Origin of the sequence: Lentzea atacamensis (genome assembly GCF_003269295.1) — a bacterium.
GTDB classification, from domain to species: Bacteria; Actinomycetota; Actinomycetes; order Mycobacteriales; family Pseudonocardiaceae; genus Lentzea; species Lentzea atacamensis.
Window position 1 is genome coordinate 316,756 of the sequence record NZ_QLTT01000003.1, and the last position, 14,381, is coordinate 331,136.

Sequence of the window (14,381 nt, forward strand, 5' to 3'; positions counted from 1 at the left end):
AGAGTCGGAATCACTCTGTCGTGGCCCGCCGCGACCGTGGTGCTGCACTAGCGTCCGGGCGTGGTCAGGCCCTTGCGCAGAACTCCGAACAAAGTGCGAAATCCGCGCATTGCGTTCGAAATGCTGAACGGGGTTCCATAGGTCGAACGAAGGGTGGTGATGTGCCGGTGCGGGAGGCACTGGAGGTCCTCAGCGAGGATCCCAGGTTCACCGAGTTGATCGATCGGCGGCGCGGGCTCGAGCGGCTCGGTGGCGGGGCCACGTGGAGCGAGGGGCCGCTGTGGCTGCCAGGGGAGAACGCTGTCATCTGGTCCGACATCCCCGGCAACAGGATCCTGCGCTGGTCGGCGACGACCGGCGAGGTGACGGTGGACCGCGCGGACGTCGAGTTCACCAACGGCAGGACGCTCGATCGCCAGGGACGCGTCGTGACGTGTTCGCACGGCAGGCGCGCGGTCGAGCGCACCGAACCGGACGGCACGACAGCGGTCCTGGTGGACCGGTTCGGGGCAGCGAGGCTCAACTCTCCCAACGATGTCGTCGTCGCGTCCGACGGCGCCATCTGGTTCACCGATCCGCCGTACGGGATCATCCAGCCGCACGAGGGACATCCCGGCGAGCGGGAGTACGGCGCCCACTACGTGTTCCGGTTCGTTCCGGACTCCGGCGAGCTGACCGCGGCGATCGTCGACATGGAGGAGCCGAACGGGCTGGCCTTCTCCCCGGACGAACGGCGCCTCTACGTCGCGGACACCTCGTCCGCGCTGCGCACCGACGGCGGCGGGCAGCACTGCATCCGCGTCTACGACGTCGACAGCGACTGGAACTGCGGCAACGGCAGGGTGTTCGCCGAGATCGAGCCCGGTGTGGCGGACGGCTTCCGGGTCGACGAGCACGGCAACGTGTGGACCTCCAGCGCCGACTCGGTCCAGGTCTACGCGCCGGACGGCACCCGTCTCGGCAAGATTCCGGTGCCGGAGAAGGTCGGCAACGTGTGCTTCGGCGGACCGGACGGCAGCGAACTGTTCATCGCCGCCACCACGAGCCTCTACCGCGTCCGGACCAGGACCAGGGGAGCGGTCTGATGACCGCGGTGCTGAGCGTCCAGCACCTGGTGAAGTCGTTCCACGGCAACAGAGCCGTGGACGACGTCTCCTTCCAGGTGAACCGCGGCGAGATCGTCGCGCTGCTCGGCGAGAACGGCGCGGGCAAGTCCACGGTGATCAAGGTGCTCGCCGGGGTGCACCGCAAGGACTCCGGCGCGGTGGTGGTCGACGGCGACATCGCGTTCGTGCACCAGGACCTCGGGCTCGTCGAGTGGATGACCGTCGCGGAGAACATCGCGATGGCGACGGGTTTCCCGCGCCGCAACGGGTTCATCTCCTGGCGGGCCGTGCGCGAGCAGGCGGAGCGGACCCTGGAGCTCGTCGGCAGCGGCATCGACCCGGACGCGCGGGTGTTCGACCTGCCCCGCACCGAACGTTCGCTGCTCGCGATCGCCCGCGCGCTCGTGAACGACCCGCGGCTGCTCGTGCTGGACGAGCCCACGGCCAGCCTGCCCCAGGCGGACGTGGAACGCCTCTTCACCGTGCTGCGCGGCTTGCGCGACAACGGAGTCGGCATGATCTACGTGTCGCACCGCCTCGACGAGGTCTACGAGATCGCCGACTCGGTCGTCGTCATGCGCGACGGCAGTGTCGTCGCGAACGCGCCGACGAGCGACATCCCGCCGGACGAGCTGGTGCGGCTCATCGTCGGCAGGGACACCGAGTTCGCCGCTCCCGGCGTGCTCGGCCACGCCGTGCGGCTGGACCTGCGGGGCCTGTGCGTCGGTGACGTCGGCCCGGTCGACCTGACGGTGCGGGCCGGCGAGGTCGTGGGCCTCGTCGGGTTGCGCGGCGCGGGACAGGACGAGATCGGCCGTGCCGTCGCGGGCGAGAAGAAGCCTGCCTCCGGCCGGATGTTCCTGGACGGCAACGAGTTGAGGCCACGCGACACCGCGGCCGCCGTCGCCGCGGGGGTGGGCTTCACCACCTCCAACCGGGAGACCGACGGCGTGACGAGCGGGATGTCGGTGCGGGAGAACCTCTTCCTCAACCCGGAGGTCTGGGGACGACGGCTGTTCTCCGTCTCGGGGACCGGCGGCGAACGCGCGCAGGCTGCGGCGCTCGTGCGGGAGTACGGTGTCCGGCCGGCCGACCCGGAGGCACCGATCGACACGTTGTCCGGTGGCAACCAGCAGAAAGTGGTGCTGGCGCGGTGGTTCTCGGTCGGCAGGGCCGTGACGGTGCTGGAGGAACCGACGATGGGCGTCGACGTCGGTGCCAAAGCGGACATCTACGCGTTGCTGCGCAACGCCGGCCAGCGAGGCATGGGCACCCTCGTGGTGTCGACAGACCTCGAAGAGGTGGCTGCGGTGTGCCATCGCGCGCTGGTGTTCGAACGCGGCCGCGTGACGCGGTCGCTCGCGAGGGACGAGCTGACGGTGAGCGCACTGGTCGCCGCCGTGTCGGGGTTGACGGACAAGGGAGTCTGATGCCAACGCACACCTCGGTGCGCTCGACCGCGCTGGAGCCGCGCAGGAGCGCCTCCGCCGGACAGCGGCTGGTCACCGTGTACGGCATGGTGCTGGTCGCCGTGGCGTTGTTCCTGTTCTTCACCGCGCTCGCCCCGGACACGTTCGCCACCGGCCTCAACTTCCGGTTGCTCGCCGCGGGCAACGCGGTCCCGCTCGTCCTCGCGCTCGCGGTCACCGTGCCGATGATCGCGGGCAAGATCGACCTGTCGGCCGGGTACGCCCTCGGCCTGTGGCAGGTGCTCGCGTTGTCGTTGCAGCTCAAGGGTTTCGACTATCGGCTGGTGATCGTGCTGGTGCTCGTCGGCGGCGCGGTGGTCGGCCTGGTCAACGCGTTGCTGGTGGAGCTGGCCCAGGTCGACTCGTTCGTGGCAACTCTCGCGACCGGGCAGGTGATCTTCTCGATCACCTACTGGTACACGGGCGGCAAGCAGGTCGTCGACGCCGAAGGTGCGCGGGCCGCGTACTTCGACGCGATCGCGACGTGGTCGCTCGGCCCGATCCCCGGTCCGTTCGTGCTCGCCGTGCTGCTCGTGGTGGTGTTGTGGGTCGTCCTGGAACGTCTCCCGATCGGCCGGTACCTGTACGCGGTGGGCGCGAACCCGCGCGCCGCCGAGCTCACCGGCATCCGGCGCCGCCGTTACGTCGTGGGGTCCATGGTGGCCTCCGGTGTGCTGTGCGCGATCGCCGGAATCCTGCTGGCCGCCCGGCAGGGCGGGGTGGCGCAGGCGAACATCGGCCCCGACTTCCTGCTGCCCGCGCTCGCCGCCGCGTTCCTCGGCTCGACCACGATCCGCCCCGGCCGCGTCAACGCCTGGGGCACGCTGCTCGGTGTCGTGGTCACCACGATCGGCATCTCCGGACTGCAGCAGCTGTTGCCCGGCCGGTTCTACCTGGAGCCGTTGTTCAACGGGCTCACGCTGGTCGCGGCGATCACGATCGCCAGCGTGGCGAGCCGCAAACGCCTGGCCCGCGCGGAAAAGCACCAGCTCGCGCCGGAGGTCGTCAAGTGAGGATCGTGGCCCTGCTCCTGGTGGTGCTCACCGCGACCGCCTGCGCCAGCCCGACCGTGGCCGAACTCGACGGCAGGCGTTCCGGCACGAACTCGCCGGTCAGGCAGCTCACTCCGCCCGGCGTCACCGACGTGCTCGCGGACGCGCGTGCGCGGGTCGACGAGAACCTGGCCGGGCGCAACGGTTTCACCCCGCCGTCCCACCCTTCTCCCGCAGTGCGCGGCGGCAGCACCATCGCGTTCGTCGCCGCCGACCTCACCAACGGTGGTGTGAACACGGTCAGCCAGGGCGTGGCCGAGGCGGCGGCCGCGATCGGCTGGCAGGTCGTGCCCTTCGACGGCAAGGGCAGCGCCCAGGGGCGCGCCGACGCGTTGAACCAGGCGATCGCGTCGCGACCGGCCGGGATCGTGCTCGGCGGGTTCGACGCCACCGAACAGTGGGCCACGATCAAGCAGGCCGGCCAGAACGGTGTCCCCGTGGTCGGCTGGCACGCGGGTACGGAACCCGGCCCGATCCCGCACGCCGGGGTGTTCACGAACGTCACCACGGACCCGCTCGAGGTCGCCTGGCTCGCGGCCGCGCACGCGATCGCGGAGTCCGGCGGACGAGCGGGTGTGGTGGTGCTGACGGACTCCCAGTACGAGATCGCCGTCCGCAAGGCCCAGGCCATGCGTGCGTACGTCGAACTGTGCTCGGGCTGCGCGGTTCTGTCCTATGAGGACTCGCCGATCGCCGACGCCGACGCGCGGATGCCGAGCCTCGTCTCGTCGCTGTTGCAGCGCAACGGTGACCGGCTCGGCTACCTGCTCGGCGTGAACGGCAACTACTTCGGCGCGGCCAAGTCCGCGTTGCGCGACGCGGGGCGACCGGCCGCCGGATCGCCGTTCTCGATCGCCGCCGGTGACGGGGACGCGGCCGAGTTCCAGCGCATCCGCACCGGGGACTACCAGGCGGCGACCGTGGCCGAGCCGATGTTGCTGCACGGCTGGCAGCTCGTCGACGAGCTCAACCGCGCGATCGCGGGCAGGGACCCGTCCGGGTTCGTGGCGAAGCCCGCGTTGATCACCAAGCGTTCGGTGCCGTCGGGGGCGGTCTTCGACCCGCAGTCCGGCTACCGCGAGATCTACCTGAAGGTGTGGGGAAAGTCGTGACTGAAGTCGGTGTCGTCGGGCTCGGCGTGATGGGATCCGCGATCGCTCGCCGCCTGCTCGCGACCGGGCACGCGGTGCGGGTGCACGACATCCGCCCGGAAGCCGTCGACGAGCTGGTGGGGGAGGGCGCCACGGCGGCGGGCACGGCGGCCGAGGTGGCCGCGGCCGGACTGGTGATCCTGTCGCTGAACTCTCCGCAGATCGTGGAGAACGCGGTCTTCGGGCCGCGCGGGCTGCTGACGGGGCGGCCGCACGGGGTGGTGGTGATCGACATGTCGAGCATCGACCCCGGCCGCACGCGCGAGTACGCCGCACGTGCCCGTGAACTCGGTGCCCGGTGGGTGGACGCGCCGCTGTCCGGTGGTGCACCGGGCGCGCTCAACGGCACCCTGACGCTGATGGTCGGCGGCGACGCGCACGACGTCGAAGCGGCCACACCGGTGCTGCGGGCGCTCGCCGCCACCGTCACCCATCTCGGGCCCAGCGGATCCGGCCAGCTGGTGAAGCTGGTCAACCAGGTGCTCGTGGGTTGCACGTTCGCCGCGCTGGCCGAGTCGGCGGCCCTCGTCCGCGCCGCCGGCCTGCAACCGGAGGACGTCCTCGGCGCGCTCATCGGCGGACGTGCGGACTCCGCGGTGCTGCGGGAGTTCTTCACGAAGTTCGCCGAGCTCGACCTCACCCCGACCGGTCGCCTGCGCAACATGGTGAAGGACCTGGAATCCGCGCGCGACTACGCCCGCTCGGCCGACATCCCGCTGCCCATCACCTCGGCGGTGTCGGAGCTGCACCGGTGGGCGGTCGCGGCGGGCCACGGAGACGCCGACAACGCGGCGCTGATGCACTACTACCGGGAGACGGCATGACCGGCTTGTTCGATCTCACCGGCAAACGGGCACTGGTCACCGGTTCGAGCAGGGGCATCGGTCACGCGCTGGCGCGCGGCCTCGCCGAGGCCGGTGCCGACGTCGTGCTCAACGGCCGCAACCGGCACGCGCTGGAGAAGGCGGCGGTCGAACTGGCCGCGGCGGTGGGCAGGCCCGTGGACGCGTGCCTGTTCGACGTCACCGACGCGCGCGCGGTCGAAACGGCCGCGAACAGCCTGGGGCGCATCGACATTCTCGTCAACAACACCGGTGTGCAGCACCGCGAGCCGATGCTGGACGTGTCGGCCGAGAACTTCCGCCGGGTCGTGGACACGAACCTGACGAGCGCCTTCCTCGTCGGCCGTGCGTTCGCGGCGGGCATGGTGCAGCGCGGGCACGGCAAGGTCGTCAACGTCTGCTCCGTGCAGAGCTGGCTCGCGCGGCCGGGCATCGCCGCGTACGCCGCGTCGAAGGGCGGCCTGGCCATGCTGACCAAGGGCATGTGCGCGGAGTGGGCGTCGCGCGGGGTCACCGTCAACGGTCTCGCGCCGGGGTACGTGGTGACCGAGCTGACCCGGCCGCTGGTGCAGAACCCCGAGTTCGACGCGTGGATCCGCGGTCGCACGCCGGCGGGACGGTGGGCGAGCGTCGAGGACCTCGTCGGCACGCTGGTCTGGTTGTGCGCGCCGGCTTCCGACTTCGTCAACGGTCAGGTCGTGGCCGTTGACGGTGGCCTGACGGCGGTGATCTGACGTGGTGGCAACGATGCCCGCCGTCGTCGCCCGCGGCGCCGGCGACCTGAGGCTGGAAGAGCTTCCGGTGCCCGCACCAGGACCGGGCGAGGTCGCGGTGTCCATTCGCTACGGCGGCATCTGCGGATCCGACCTGCACTACTGGCGGCACGGCGCGGTCGGTGACTTCCGCGTGCGCGAACCACTGGTGCTGGGCCACGAGGTGTCCGGGGTGGTGCGCGCCGCAGGACCGGGTGTGACGGGCTTCGAACCCGGAGCAGAGGTGGCGGTGCACCCCGCCACGCCGTGCGGGTCGTGCCCGCAGTGCCGCACCGACCGCCGCAACATCTGCGCGCACACCGCGTACCTCGGCAGCGCCGCGCACTTCCCGCACGTGCAGGGCGGGTTCGCCGGGGTGCTCGTCGTGCCGGAGGCCCAGGTGCTGCCGTTGCCCACCGGGGTGGGCCTGCGCCGGGCGGCACTGGCCGAGCCCGCGTCCGTGGCGTGGCACGCCGTGCGCCGCGCCGGGGACGTCAGCGGCAAGCGCGTGCTGGTGACCGGGGCCGGCCCGATCGGGTGCCTGGTGGTCGCCGCGGCACGAGCCGCCGGCGCCGCCGAGGTGGTGGTCACCGACGTCTACGAGGCACCGCTCGCGGTCGCCGGACAGGTGGGCGCGACCAGGACGATCCAGCTCGGGACGCCCGAGTACGAGGCCGTCGCGGACCTGAACGCGGACGTCGCCATCGAGTCGTCCGGCAGCGGCGCGGGTTTCGACACCTGCCTGGACGCGGTGGCGCGGGGCGGGCGCGTGGTCGGTCTCGGGCTGCTGCCGCCCGGTGGTACGCCGGTCGTGTTGAACAAGATCATCACCAGGGAGCTCGACGTCGTCGGTTCGTTCCGCTTCGACCACGAGATGACCGGTGTGCTGACAGAGCTGGCGAGTGCGGAACCGGTGATCACGGCGACCCTGCCGGTCGAGCGGTTCGGCGAGGCGTTCGAGCTGGCCGCGAACCCGGCGCGCTCGTGCAAGGTGCTGCTCGACTTCGGAACGGGGGAGTGATGAGTCGACCGAGGATCTTCGTATCGCGGCCGCGGTTGCCCGGCTCCGGCGTCGAGCTGCTCGCGTCGCGGTGCCAGGTCGTCCAGTGGGGTGGCGACGCGGTGCCGCGGCCGGAGGAGCTGCGGCGGTTCGTGCGCGGGTGCGACGGCGCACTGCTGCTCGGCAACGACCGGGTGGACGCCGCGTTGCTCGACGCGGCGGGGGACGGGCTGCGGGTGGTCGCGCTGGCGTCCGCCGGGTTCGACGCCGTGGACCAGGACGCCGCACGCACGCGCAGTGTGGTCGTGACGCACACCCCCGGTGTGCTGGCCGAGAGCACCGCGGACATCGCGTTGTCGTTGATGCTCATGGCCAGGCGCAGGCTGGGAACGGCGGTCGACTCGCTGCGCGGGGGTGGCTGGCGTTCGTTTCAAATGGACGGTTACCTCGGGCTCGACGTGCACGGCGCCACACTGGGGCTCGTCGGGTACGGACAGATCGCGCGTGCCGTCGCGCGCCGTGCCGCCGGGTTCGGGATGTCGGTGCAGCACCACGCACGCACCCGGCCGAGCGACGACCACTCGCGCGCGGTCGGTCTCGAAGAGTTGTTGCGCACCAGCGACATCGTGTCACTGCACGTACCGCTCACGCCGGAGACGGCAGGTCTGATCGGTGCACGGGAGCTCGCGCTGATGAAGCGGACCGCGACGCTGGTGAACACGGCCAGGGGAGCGGTGGTGGACGAGCCGGCGTTGCTCACCGCGTTGCGCACCGGCGCGTTGCACTCCGCCGGGCTCGACGTGATGAACGACGAACCTCGGTGCGATCCGGCGGATCCGCTCTTCGCCGAGCCGAACCTGGTGGTGCTGCCGCACATCGGGTCGGCGACGGAGCGGACGAGGGCGGCGATGGTCGAGCAGGCGGCACGCAACGTGCTCGCCGTCCTCGGCGGTGACGCGGCGCTGACCCCGTTGCCCGGCACACCCGCGACGTACTGATCGTTCTGCGGAAATCAGTTCGCGCAAAACCCGGAAATGGTTCCAGCTGACGCGCATTGTCCACGATGTGGACACGTGGTCGAATGGTTTGGACACAGATCATCGCGAACGTCTCGTTCGCTGAAACGCGTGGTGGTGATGGACGAATGACAGGTCAGGACCTGATGGCCGGAATGCACGGCCGCAACATCGCGTTCCTCGACAGCGCCTTTCAGCTGCGCGAGGTGAGCGCGGGGTTCGCGAAGCAGTTCGACTGCCGGGCGGCGGACCTGGTCGGCACGGATTTCACGTGCCTGTTCGGGCCCGACCACGAGATGGTGCTGCTCGGCCTGTGCCTTTCCTTGCAGCGCACGGGCGACGGGGTGTTCCGCGAGCATCTTGTCGTGCGCCGCGGCCGGGTGCGGCAGGTGCTCGGTGTGGTCGTGCGGGCCGTTCAGGGCGGGTTCGTGGCTTCCGCGCACCCGTCCGCCCGGCCGCACGCCGGGTTCACGCTGAGCGCGGCGAACGCGCGCATCCTCGAACGGGTCGCCGAGGGGCGGACCGCGGACCAGATCGCCGCGGATCTGGACATCGGTGAGCAGTCCGCCCGCAACCGGATCGCCGCGGTGCTGGCGCAGTTCGGCGAGACCAGCCAGTCGTCGGCGTTGTCGAAGGCCTACGCCTGGGGCGTGCTCGACCCCAGCGTGTGGCCGCCGCGCGTCGTGGCGGCGCGGAGCTGCCCGTCGCCGTCGGTGTGGACCAAGGCCGGGTGAGTGCTTGCGCAGGGAGAACCTCGGCGGAGTCCTCGCTGCGGCAGTGGTGCCGTACGTGATGGACGTGCGGGCACCCGCGGGACTGCGCGTCGACCTGGACCGCTTCGAACGTCACTGCACCTGGCTCGTGCGAAACGGGTGCACCGGGGTGCTGGTGAACTCCTTCGCCCTCGGTGAGTCCGGCTCGCTCACGTACGCCGAACAACGCGAGGTCACCAGGGCCGCGGTCCGCGCCATCGGTTCGCGCGCCACGGTCGTGGCCGCGGTCCACGACGTCGGTGCCCATCAGGTCGTCGAGCGGATCGGGCAGGCGGCCGAGGACGGCGCGGACGCGGTGCTGTGCATGCCGCCGTTGTCCTACGAGCCCAGCCACGCCGAGATTGTGCTGCACTACGAGGCGGTCGCGGCTGCCGGGCTGCCCGTGCTGGTGTGCAACAACCCGGCCGGCTGCCGGGTCGATCTCAGCCCCGCGATCCTGGCCGAACTGTCGGCGTTGGACAACGTTGTCGGCATCTGCGACTTCTCTGGCGACGTGACGAGGATCTGGAAGACGCTGGCCCTCGCGCCGGGAACCGCGGTGATCACGGGCGGCGACACGATCGTGGTGGACAGCCTGCTCTCCGGCGCCTGCGGGTGGATCGGGGCGTTGCCGAACGTCTTCCCGGAGCAGGCGGTCCAGCTGGCCGACCTGCTGGCGTCGGGTCTGCTGGTGGAGGCGGAGGCACTGCGGTGCGCGCTGGACGGCCCGCTGCGGTGGTACAAGCGTCCGGCGGTGGTGCAGATGGTCAAGTTCGCGATGGACTACTGCGGTCTGTACGGCGGCCCGTACCGGCCGCCGCGGCACGGGCTCGCCGCGAAGATGCTGTCCCAGGTGCGGCACGAGGTGCGGTCCGCCGTGAAATGGCTGACGCCGGGATGAGCCCGCGTCAAATGAGGAAAATACTGCGGAAAATCGGCATTGATCCGGCCTTCCGCCGACGGCTAGGCTGGTTTCAGCCGCGTTGACGGTCTGCCGGAAATCGTTGTCCTGCAGGGGGATATCGGTTTCTGAGATCATTGCGGCCGCGTCCTGCGCAGGACGACAGGTGCGCACGGTTCGTCACCATTCCCCGATTCCCGGCGGACCGTGCCGCCCTCTCCACCGAACGCCCGCTGACCGGATCTGGACTCCCGGACGGCGGGCGTTCGGCTTTCACCGGAGATTCACCGCGCGAGTGAGGGATATCCCCGGCAGTCGGGCCGGGGCCGTCGGAGTCGTCCCGTGACGGTGCGCTCCGGTGATATCGATTTGCCGTATCGGGGAAGTACGAACAGGAGGTCGCATCGTGTCAGCACCCGCGACCAGTGCACAGTCACCCTCGGCGGCAGGAGGCGTGCTGCTCGCCGAGCAGTGCGGTCCGCACGTGCTGCTGCGCCGCCGCGACGAGACACCGCGGGAAACCGCCGTCCTCTCGACCATTCCCGCGGTGCCCGGCAACGTGCTCTTCCTCGCGTCGTCCGGTGCCCACCGGCACCCGGCGTTGTTCGACGCGATCAAGGACCGCCTCGCGACGCTGCGCTCGTCGTCCGAGGGCGCGTCGCTGGAAGCCGCGTGGCTCGGCGTGTCCGACCTCGGGCACGCGCAGGGCACGTGCGGCCCGTGGCTGAAGGGGGTCGCCGACGACTGCGGCCTCGACGTCTTCGCCCCCGACGGTCCGCTGACCGCCGGCCGTGGCATCGGCCTGTACGTGAACCGCACGACCGGCGGCACCGGCTGGCGGCGCTTCGGCCCCGGTTGCAGCGGCGCTGTGGTGGTGAGCTCCAGGTTCCCCATGCCGGCGTGGGAGTACGAACTTCCGCACTCGCCCGTCGTGGCGCAGGGGGCGGTGGCCGAGTGCATCCCGGCGGGACTCGCGATCCGGCCGGAGGGCTCGAGCCCGATCGGTCTCGGCGATCCCGCGTTCGGGGTTCCGCTGAACCCGCGCATCCCCAAGCTGGTCGTGGGCGCCGTGACACCAGCCGCGGTGGTGGAGATCATCAACCGGCTCTCCGCCGAGGCCCGCGCCGACCTCCTCGTGGTGCCCGCGGCGTTGCCCGTGACGGCGCCGGAGTGGTCGCGCACCCTGGCCCGCATGCTCGGCCGCCCGGTCACGATCACCACCGGCCTGCAGGTGCTGGGCAAGGACGGCGGCCTGCGCACAGTCGTGCCGGACGCCTCGGTGACCGAACCGCTCACACCGCTCGCGACCGTGCTGCGCCAGTCACCCGGCGGCGATCCACCGCATGTGATCGACATCGCCCCCGCTCCTGCCGGCTGGCAGCCAGATGGCGCGCACCGCTACCGGCTGCTGTCCTCGCTCGACGTGGTCGCGGAAGTGGTGCCCGGCGGCGTGCACGTGCTGCTGGACGGTGAACGGTCGGCCGTCGCGACCCGCTTCGACCCGAAGTGGTGGACCCTCGCGATCGGCGCCCACGGCCGCGAGGTCACCGAACGGGAACTCGACGCCGCCCAGCTGCTGATCGACCAGTTCGGCCCCGCGCACCGGCGCGCCTCCCGCATCCGTCCACTGGGGACGTTCGATCCCGGCGCGATCGCGAAGCTGGAGTCGCACGCCTGGTCGTTGCGCCCGCAGGAAACCGCCGCGCCGCCTCCCCGCTTCGTGCACGGTGTCGACGCGCGGCCAGAGGCGGAGTCCCGGCCTGCGCCGGTGAATCGGCCGGTGGTGGCGGCGCCCGTCCGTGCGCACGTGCAGGCGCCTCGGAGCGCTCCACCGATCCTGGCGTCCGGGCCCGCGCGGGAACCTGTTGCGGTGCAACGGCCGGAGACGATCGCTGCTCCGGAGACCGGCGCACAGGTGGTGGAGGAACCGGTCGCCACCGTTCAGACTGCTGCGGGCCCGGTCGCGACCGCTTCGCCGGTGACCGATCTTGGTGGGTCTTCGGTGGTGCTCGCTCCGCCGGTGGCCGATCCTGGTGGGTCTTCGGTCGTGACCGTTCCACCGGTGACCGATCCTCCCGCGACTCCGGTCGCGACCGATCTTCCCTCAGCTGCGGTTCCGATCGTCACGGTGTCCGGCCCCGCCCTACCGCGAACGTCGGCGGAACCTGTTGCCGCACAACCTCCGCGTGAACCGCTCGACGAGCCCGTCCCCCCACGGTCCGCGCGTCGTGCCGTCGTCATCGACTTCGCCGAGCGCGCCAGCACCCCCGCCGAACAGTCGCGGCTCGCGGTGAGCGCGGGCGCGCACTACACCGAGGCGCTGGCGGCGGTGAACGTCGGGCTGTCGGCGTGGCCGATGCTGCGGCCGGAGGCCAAGGCCGACTACGTCGCGGTCTGCCTGTTGCTCGGCAGGGGCGTGGCCGGTGCGGTGGCGTTGAACGAAACACTGGCCAACGGGGCACCGGAGCCGTTCGAGGGCTACCTGGCTTGCCTGACCTCCGGCCTGCGCCGCCTCCCCACGCATCGGAAAGTCGTGTTGCGGCAGGAGATGCTGCGCGGCGCACCGCCGCACCCGGTGGGCACCGTGCTGTGCGAGCCCGGCTTCCTCAGTGCGAGTGCCCAGCTCGACGTCACGACGCCTGGCGCGGACCTGGACGTGCTGATCTGGCCCGTCACCGCGCGGCGCACGTCCGAGCTGTTCATGGGGCGGGCGTTCGAGGAGGCGGTGTTCACCGGCGGCTGCCGGGTCAAGGTACTGGGCCTGCGCTTCGACGAGTCCGAACAGGACGGTGACGCGCGGCGGCCGGGGCAGGCGCTGCTGGTGCGCGAGCTGCTGCCCGGTGAGGATCCCGGTTCCGCGCACGCGTTGGCACGTGACGAGATGGCGCTGAACAAGCTCGAGCAGGCCTGGCGGACGCGCCGGGCCGTGACGGCGCGACTCGTGGACGACGAGGACCACGTGGCGCGGCTGACCACGCCGATGCCGGAGGTCACCCCGTGAAGCGCAAGGTGCTGCCGGTGCTGGGTGCCGCGCTCGCGCTCGCCACCACCCCGCTGCCCGGCCACGCCCAGCCGGGAGTCCTGCGTCCGGGCCAGGAATGCCTCGGGGCGCCGCCCGGCAAGATCACCGACGTGCCCTGGGCGCAGCGACAGCTGGCGCCACAACGGGTCTGGCCGCTCACCAGGGGCGGGGGAGTGACGGTCGGCGTCGTGGACACCGGCGTCGACGCGGCCAGCCCGCAGCTGGCCGGCCGCGTGCAGCAGGGGCTGGACGTGCGCAATCCGGGTGGGAAGCCCGCGAACAACGACTGCTTCGGCCACGGCACCTTCGTGGCGGGCATCATCGCGGCCGCGACCGCCGGCGACACGTTGTTCGCCGGCATGGCACCGGATGCCACCATCCTGCCGATCCGCGTCGCCAACGAGGCGAAGGACGCGTCGGCCGCAGGGCTCGCGCATGGCATCCGCGCGGCCGTGGATGGTGGCGCGCGCGTGATCAACCTGTCGGCCAGCGCCGGCGGTCCGACCCCCGAGCTCACCGCCGCCGTGGCCTATGCCGCCGAACGGGACGTGCTGATCGTGGCGGCGTCCGGCAACAACGACAACGACAGCAGCCCCACGCCGTACCCCGCCACGGACAAGTCGGTGGTGGCGGTCGGCGCGGTGGACCAGGAAGGCAAGCGCGCGTCGTTCTCACTGGCCGGCTCGCACGTCGGGTTGGTGGCTCCCGGCGTGAACGTGTGCAGCATCGGCCCCGGCGGCCCCGGCCAGTGGGAAGCCAGCGGCACCAGCTACGCCGCGCCGTTCGTGGCCGGGGTGGCCGCGCTCGTCCGCGCCTACCGCCCGAAGCTCACGGCCGCGCAGGTGCTGCACCGCCTCCGCGCCACCGCCGACCGTCCGCCGGCGAACCTGCCGTCCCAGGAGTTCGGATGGGGCACGGTGAACCCGCTGGCCGCGGTGACCGCGGTGCTGCCGGAAGAAGGCGAGGCCGGTGCCGTGGTGGCGCCGGTGCCCGCGGCCGCGAGCTTCCCGGTGGCTCCGTGGGAGGACCGGGCGAGCACGCTGCTCGTCACGCTCGGGCTCATCGGCGCCGCGGTGATCGTGGTCGCCATCGGCTTCGCCGTGGTGGTGCTTCCGGCCGGACGACGCCGCCGCTGGGCGCCCGCCCGCCGACTGGACACCAAAACCGACGGCTGATCAACACCGCGTCCACTCCGCAACGCTCGTGTTGAACGGCGCTTTTGTCCACCTCAGGTGAACAAAAGCGCCGTTCATCAATGTCTGGGCCGGTCGCGCTGCCGCACTGCGCCGTGACGGGCCGGAGGCCTGGGGACCCAGGC

General features: G+C 71.5%; 12 protein-coding genes. All 12 read left to right on the forward strand.

Annotated features, from left to right (window positions below; all coding sequences use genetic code 11):
* Positions 1 to 167 precede the first annotated feature (167 nt).
* Positions 168 to 1,085, forward strand: coding sequence for an SMP-30/gluconolactonase/LRE family protein (locus C8D87_RS16220; RefSeq protein WP_233442126.1), 918 nt, complete (start codon positions 168 to 170; stop codon positions 1,083 to 1,085).
* Positions 1,085 to 2,536, forward strand: a complete 1,452-nt coding sequence (locus C8D87_RS16225; protein WP_112227280.1) for a sugar ABC transporter ATP-binding protein — start codon at positions 1,085 to 1,087, stop codon at positions 2,534 to 2,536. Before C8D87_RS16220 ends, C8D87_RS16225 begins: the two co-directional genes overlap by 1 nt.
* Positions 2,536 to 3,588, forward strand: coding sequence for an ABC transporter permease (locus tag C8D87_RS16230; RefSeq protein ID WP_112227281.1), 1,053 nt, complete (start codon positions 2,536 to 2,538; stop codon positions 3,586 to 3,588). The genes C8D87_RS16225 and C8D87_RS16230 overlap by 1 nt, the downstream gene beginning before the upstream one ends.
* Positions 3,585 to 4,739, forward strand: a complete 1,155-nt coding sequence (locus C8D87_RS16235; RefSeq protein WP_112227282.1) for a substrate-binding domain-containing protein — start codon at positions 3,585 to 3,587, stop codon at positions 4,737 to 4,739. The genes C8D87_RS16230 and C8D87_RS16235 overlap by 4 nt, the downstream gene beginning before the upstream one ends.
* Complete coding sequence (locus tag C8D87_RS16240; RefSeq protein WP_215732327.1) at positions 4,736 to 5,602, forward strand: NAD(P)-dependent oxidoreductase; 867 nt, start codon at positions 4,736 to 4,738, stop codon at positions 5,600 to 5,602. Before C8D87_RS16235 ends, C8D87_RS16240 begins: the two co-directional genes overlap by 4 nt.
* Positions 5,599 to 6,354, forward strand: a complete 756-nt coding sequence (locus C8D87_RS16245) for an SDR family oxidoreductase (protein ID WP_112227283.1) — start codon at positions 5,599 to 5,601, stop codon at positions 6,352 to 6,354. Before C8D87_RS16240 ends, C8D87_RS16245 begins: the two co-directional genes overlap by 4 nt.
* Before the next feature lie 13 nt (positions 6,355 to 6,367).
* The gene (locus C8D87_RS16250; RefSeq protein WP_112227689.1) at positions 6,368 to 7,393 is read left to right on the forward strand and encodes an L-idonate 5-dehydrogenase; all 1,026 of its coding nucleotides are present in this window, start codon (positions 6,368 to 6,370) and stop codon (positions 7,391 to 7,393) included.
* Positions 7,393 to 8,370 (forward strand): 2-hydroxyacid dehydrogenase, encoded by a 978-nt coding sequence (locus tag C8D87_RS16255; RefSeq protein ID WP_112227284.1) that lies wholly within the window; start codon positions 7,393 to 7,395, stop codon positions 8,368 to 8,370. The genes C8D87_RS16250 and C8D87_RS16255 overlap by 1 nt, the downstream gene beginning before the upstream one ends.
* A 146-nt stretch (positions 8,371 to 8,516) precedes the next feature.
* Positions 8,517 to 9,122, forward strand: a complete 606-nt coding sequence (locus tag C8D87_RS16260; protein WP_112227285.1) for a helix-turn-helix transcriptional regulator — start codon at positions 8,517 to 8,519, stop codon at positions 9,120 to 9,122.
* Positions 9,123 to 9,126: 4 nt separating this feature from the next.
* Positions 9,127 to 10,041, forward strand: a complete 915-nt coding sequence (locus tag C8D87_RS16265) for a dihydrodipicolinate synthase family protein (RefSeq protein WP_146771726.1) — start codon at positions 9,127 to 9,129, stop codon at positions 10,039 to 10,041.
* Between the two features lie 406 nt (positions 10,042 to 10,447).
* On the forward strand, positions 10,448 to 13,042 hold the full coding sequence (locus C8D87_RS16270; RefSeq protein WP_146771727.1) for a hypothetical protein: 2,595 nt from the start codon (positions 10,448 to 10,450) through the stop codon (positions 13,040 to 13,042).
* Positions 13,039 to 14,238 carry a type VII secretion-associated serine protease mycosin gene (mycP, locus tag C8D87_RS16275; RefSeq protein ID WP_233442127.1) on the forward strand — a complete coding sequence of 400 codons (1,200 nt, stop codon included), beginning with the start codon at positions 13,039 to 13,041 and terminating at the stop codon, positions 14,236 to 14,238. The genes C8D87_RS16270 and mycP overlap by 4 nt, the downstream gene beginning before the upstream one ends.
* Positions 14,239 to 14,381 lie beyond the last annotated feature (143 nt).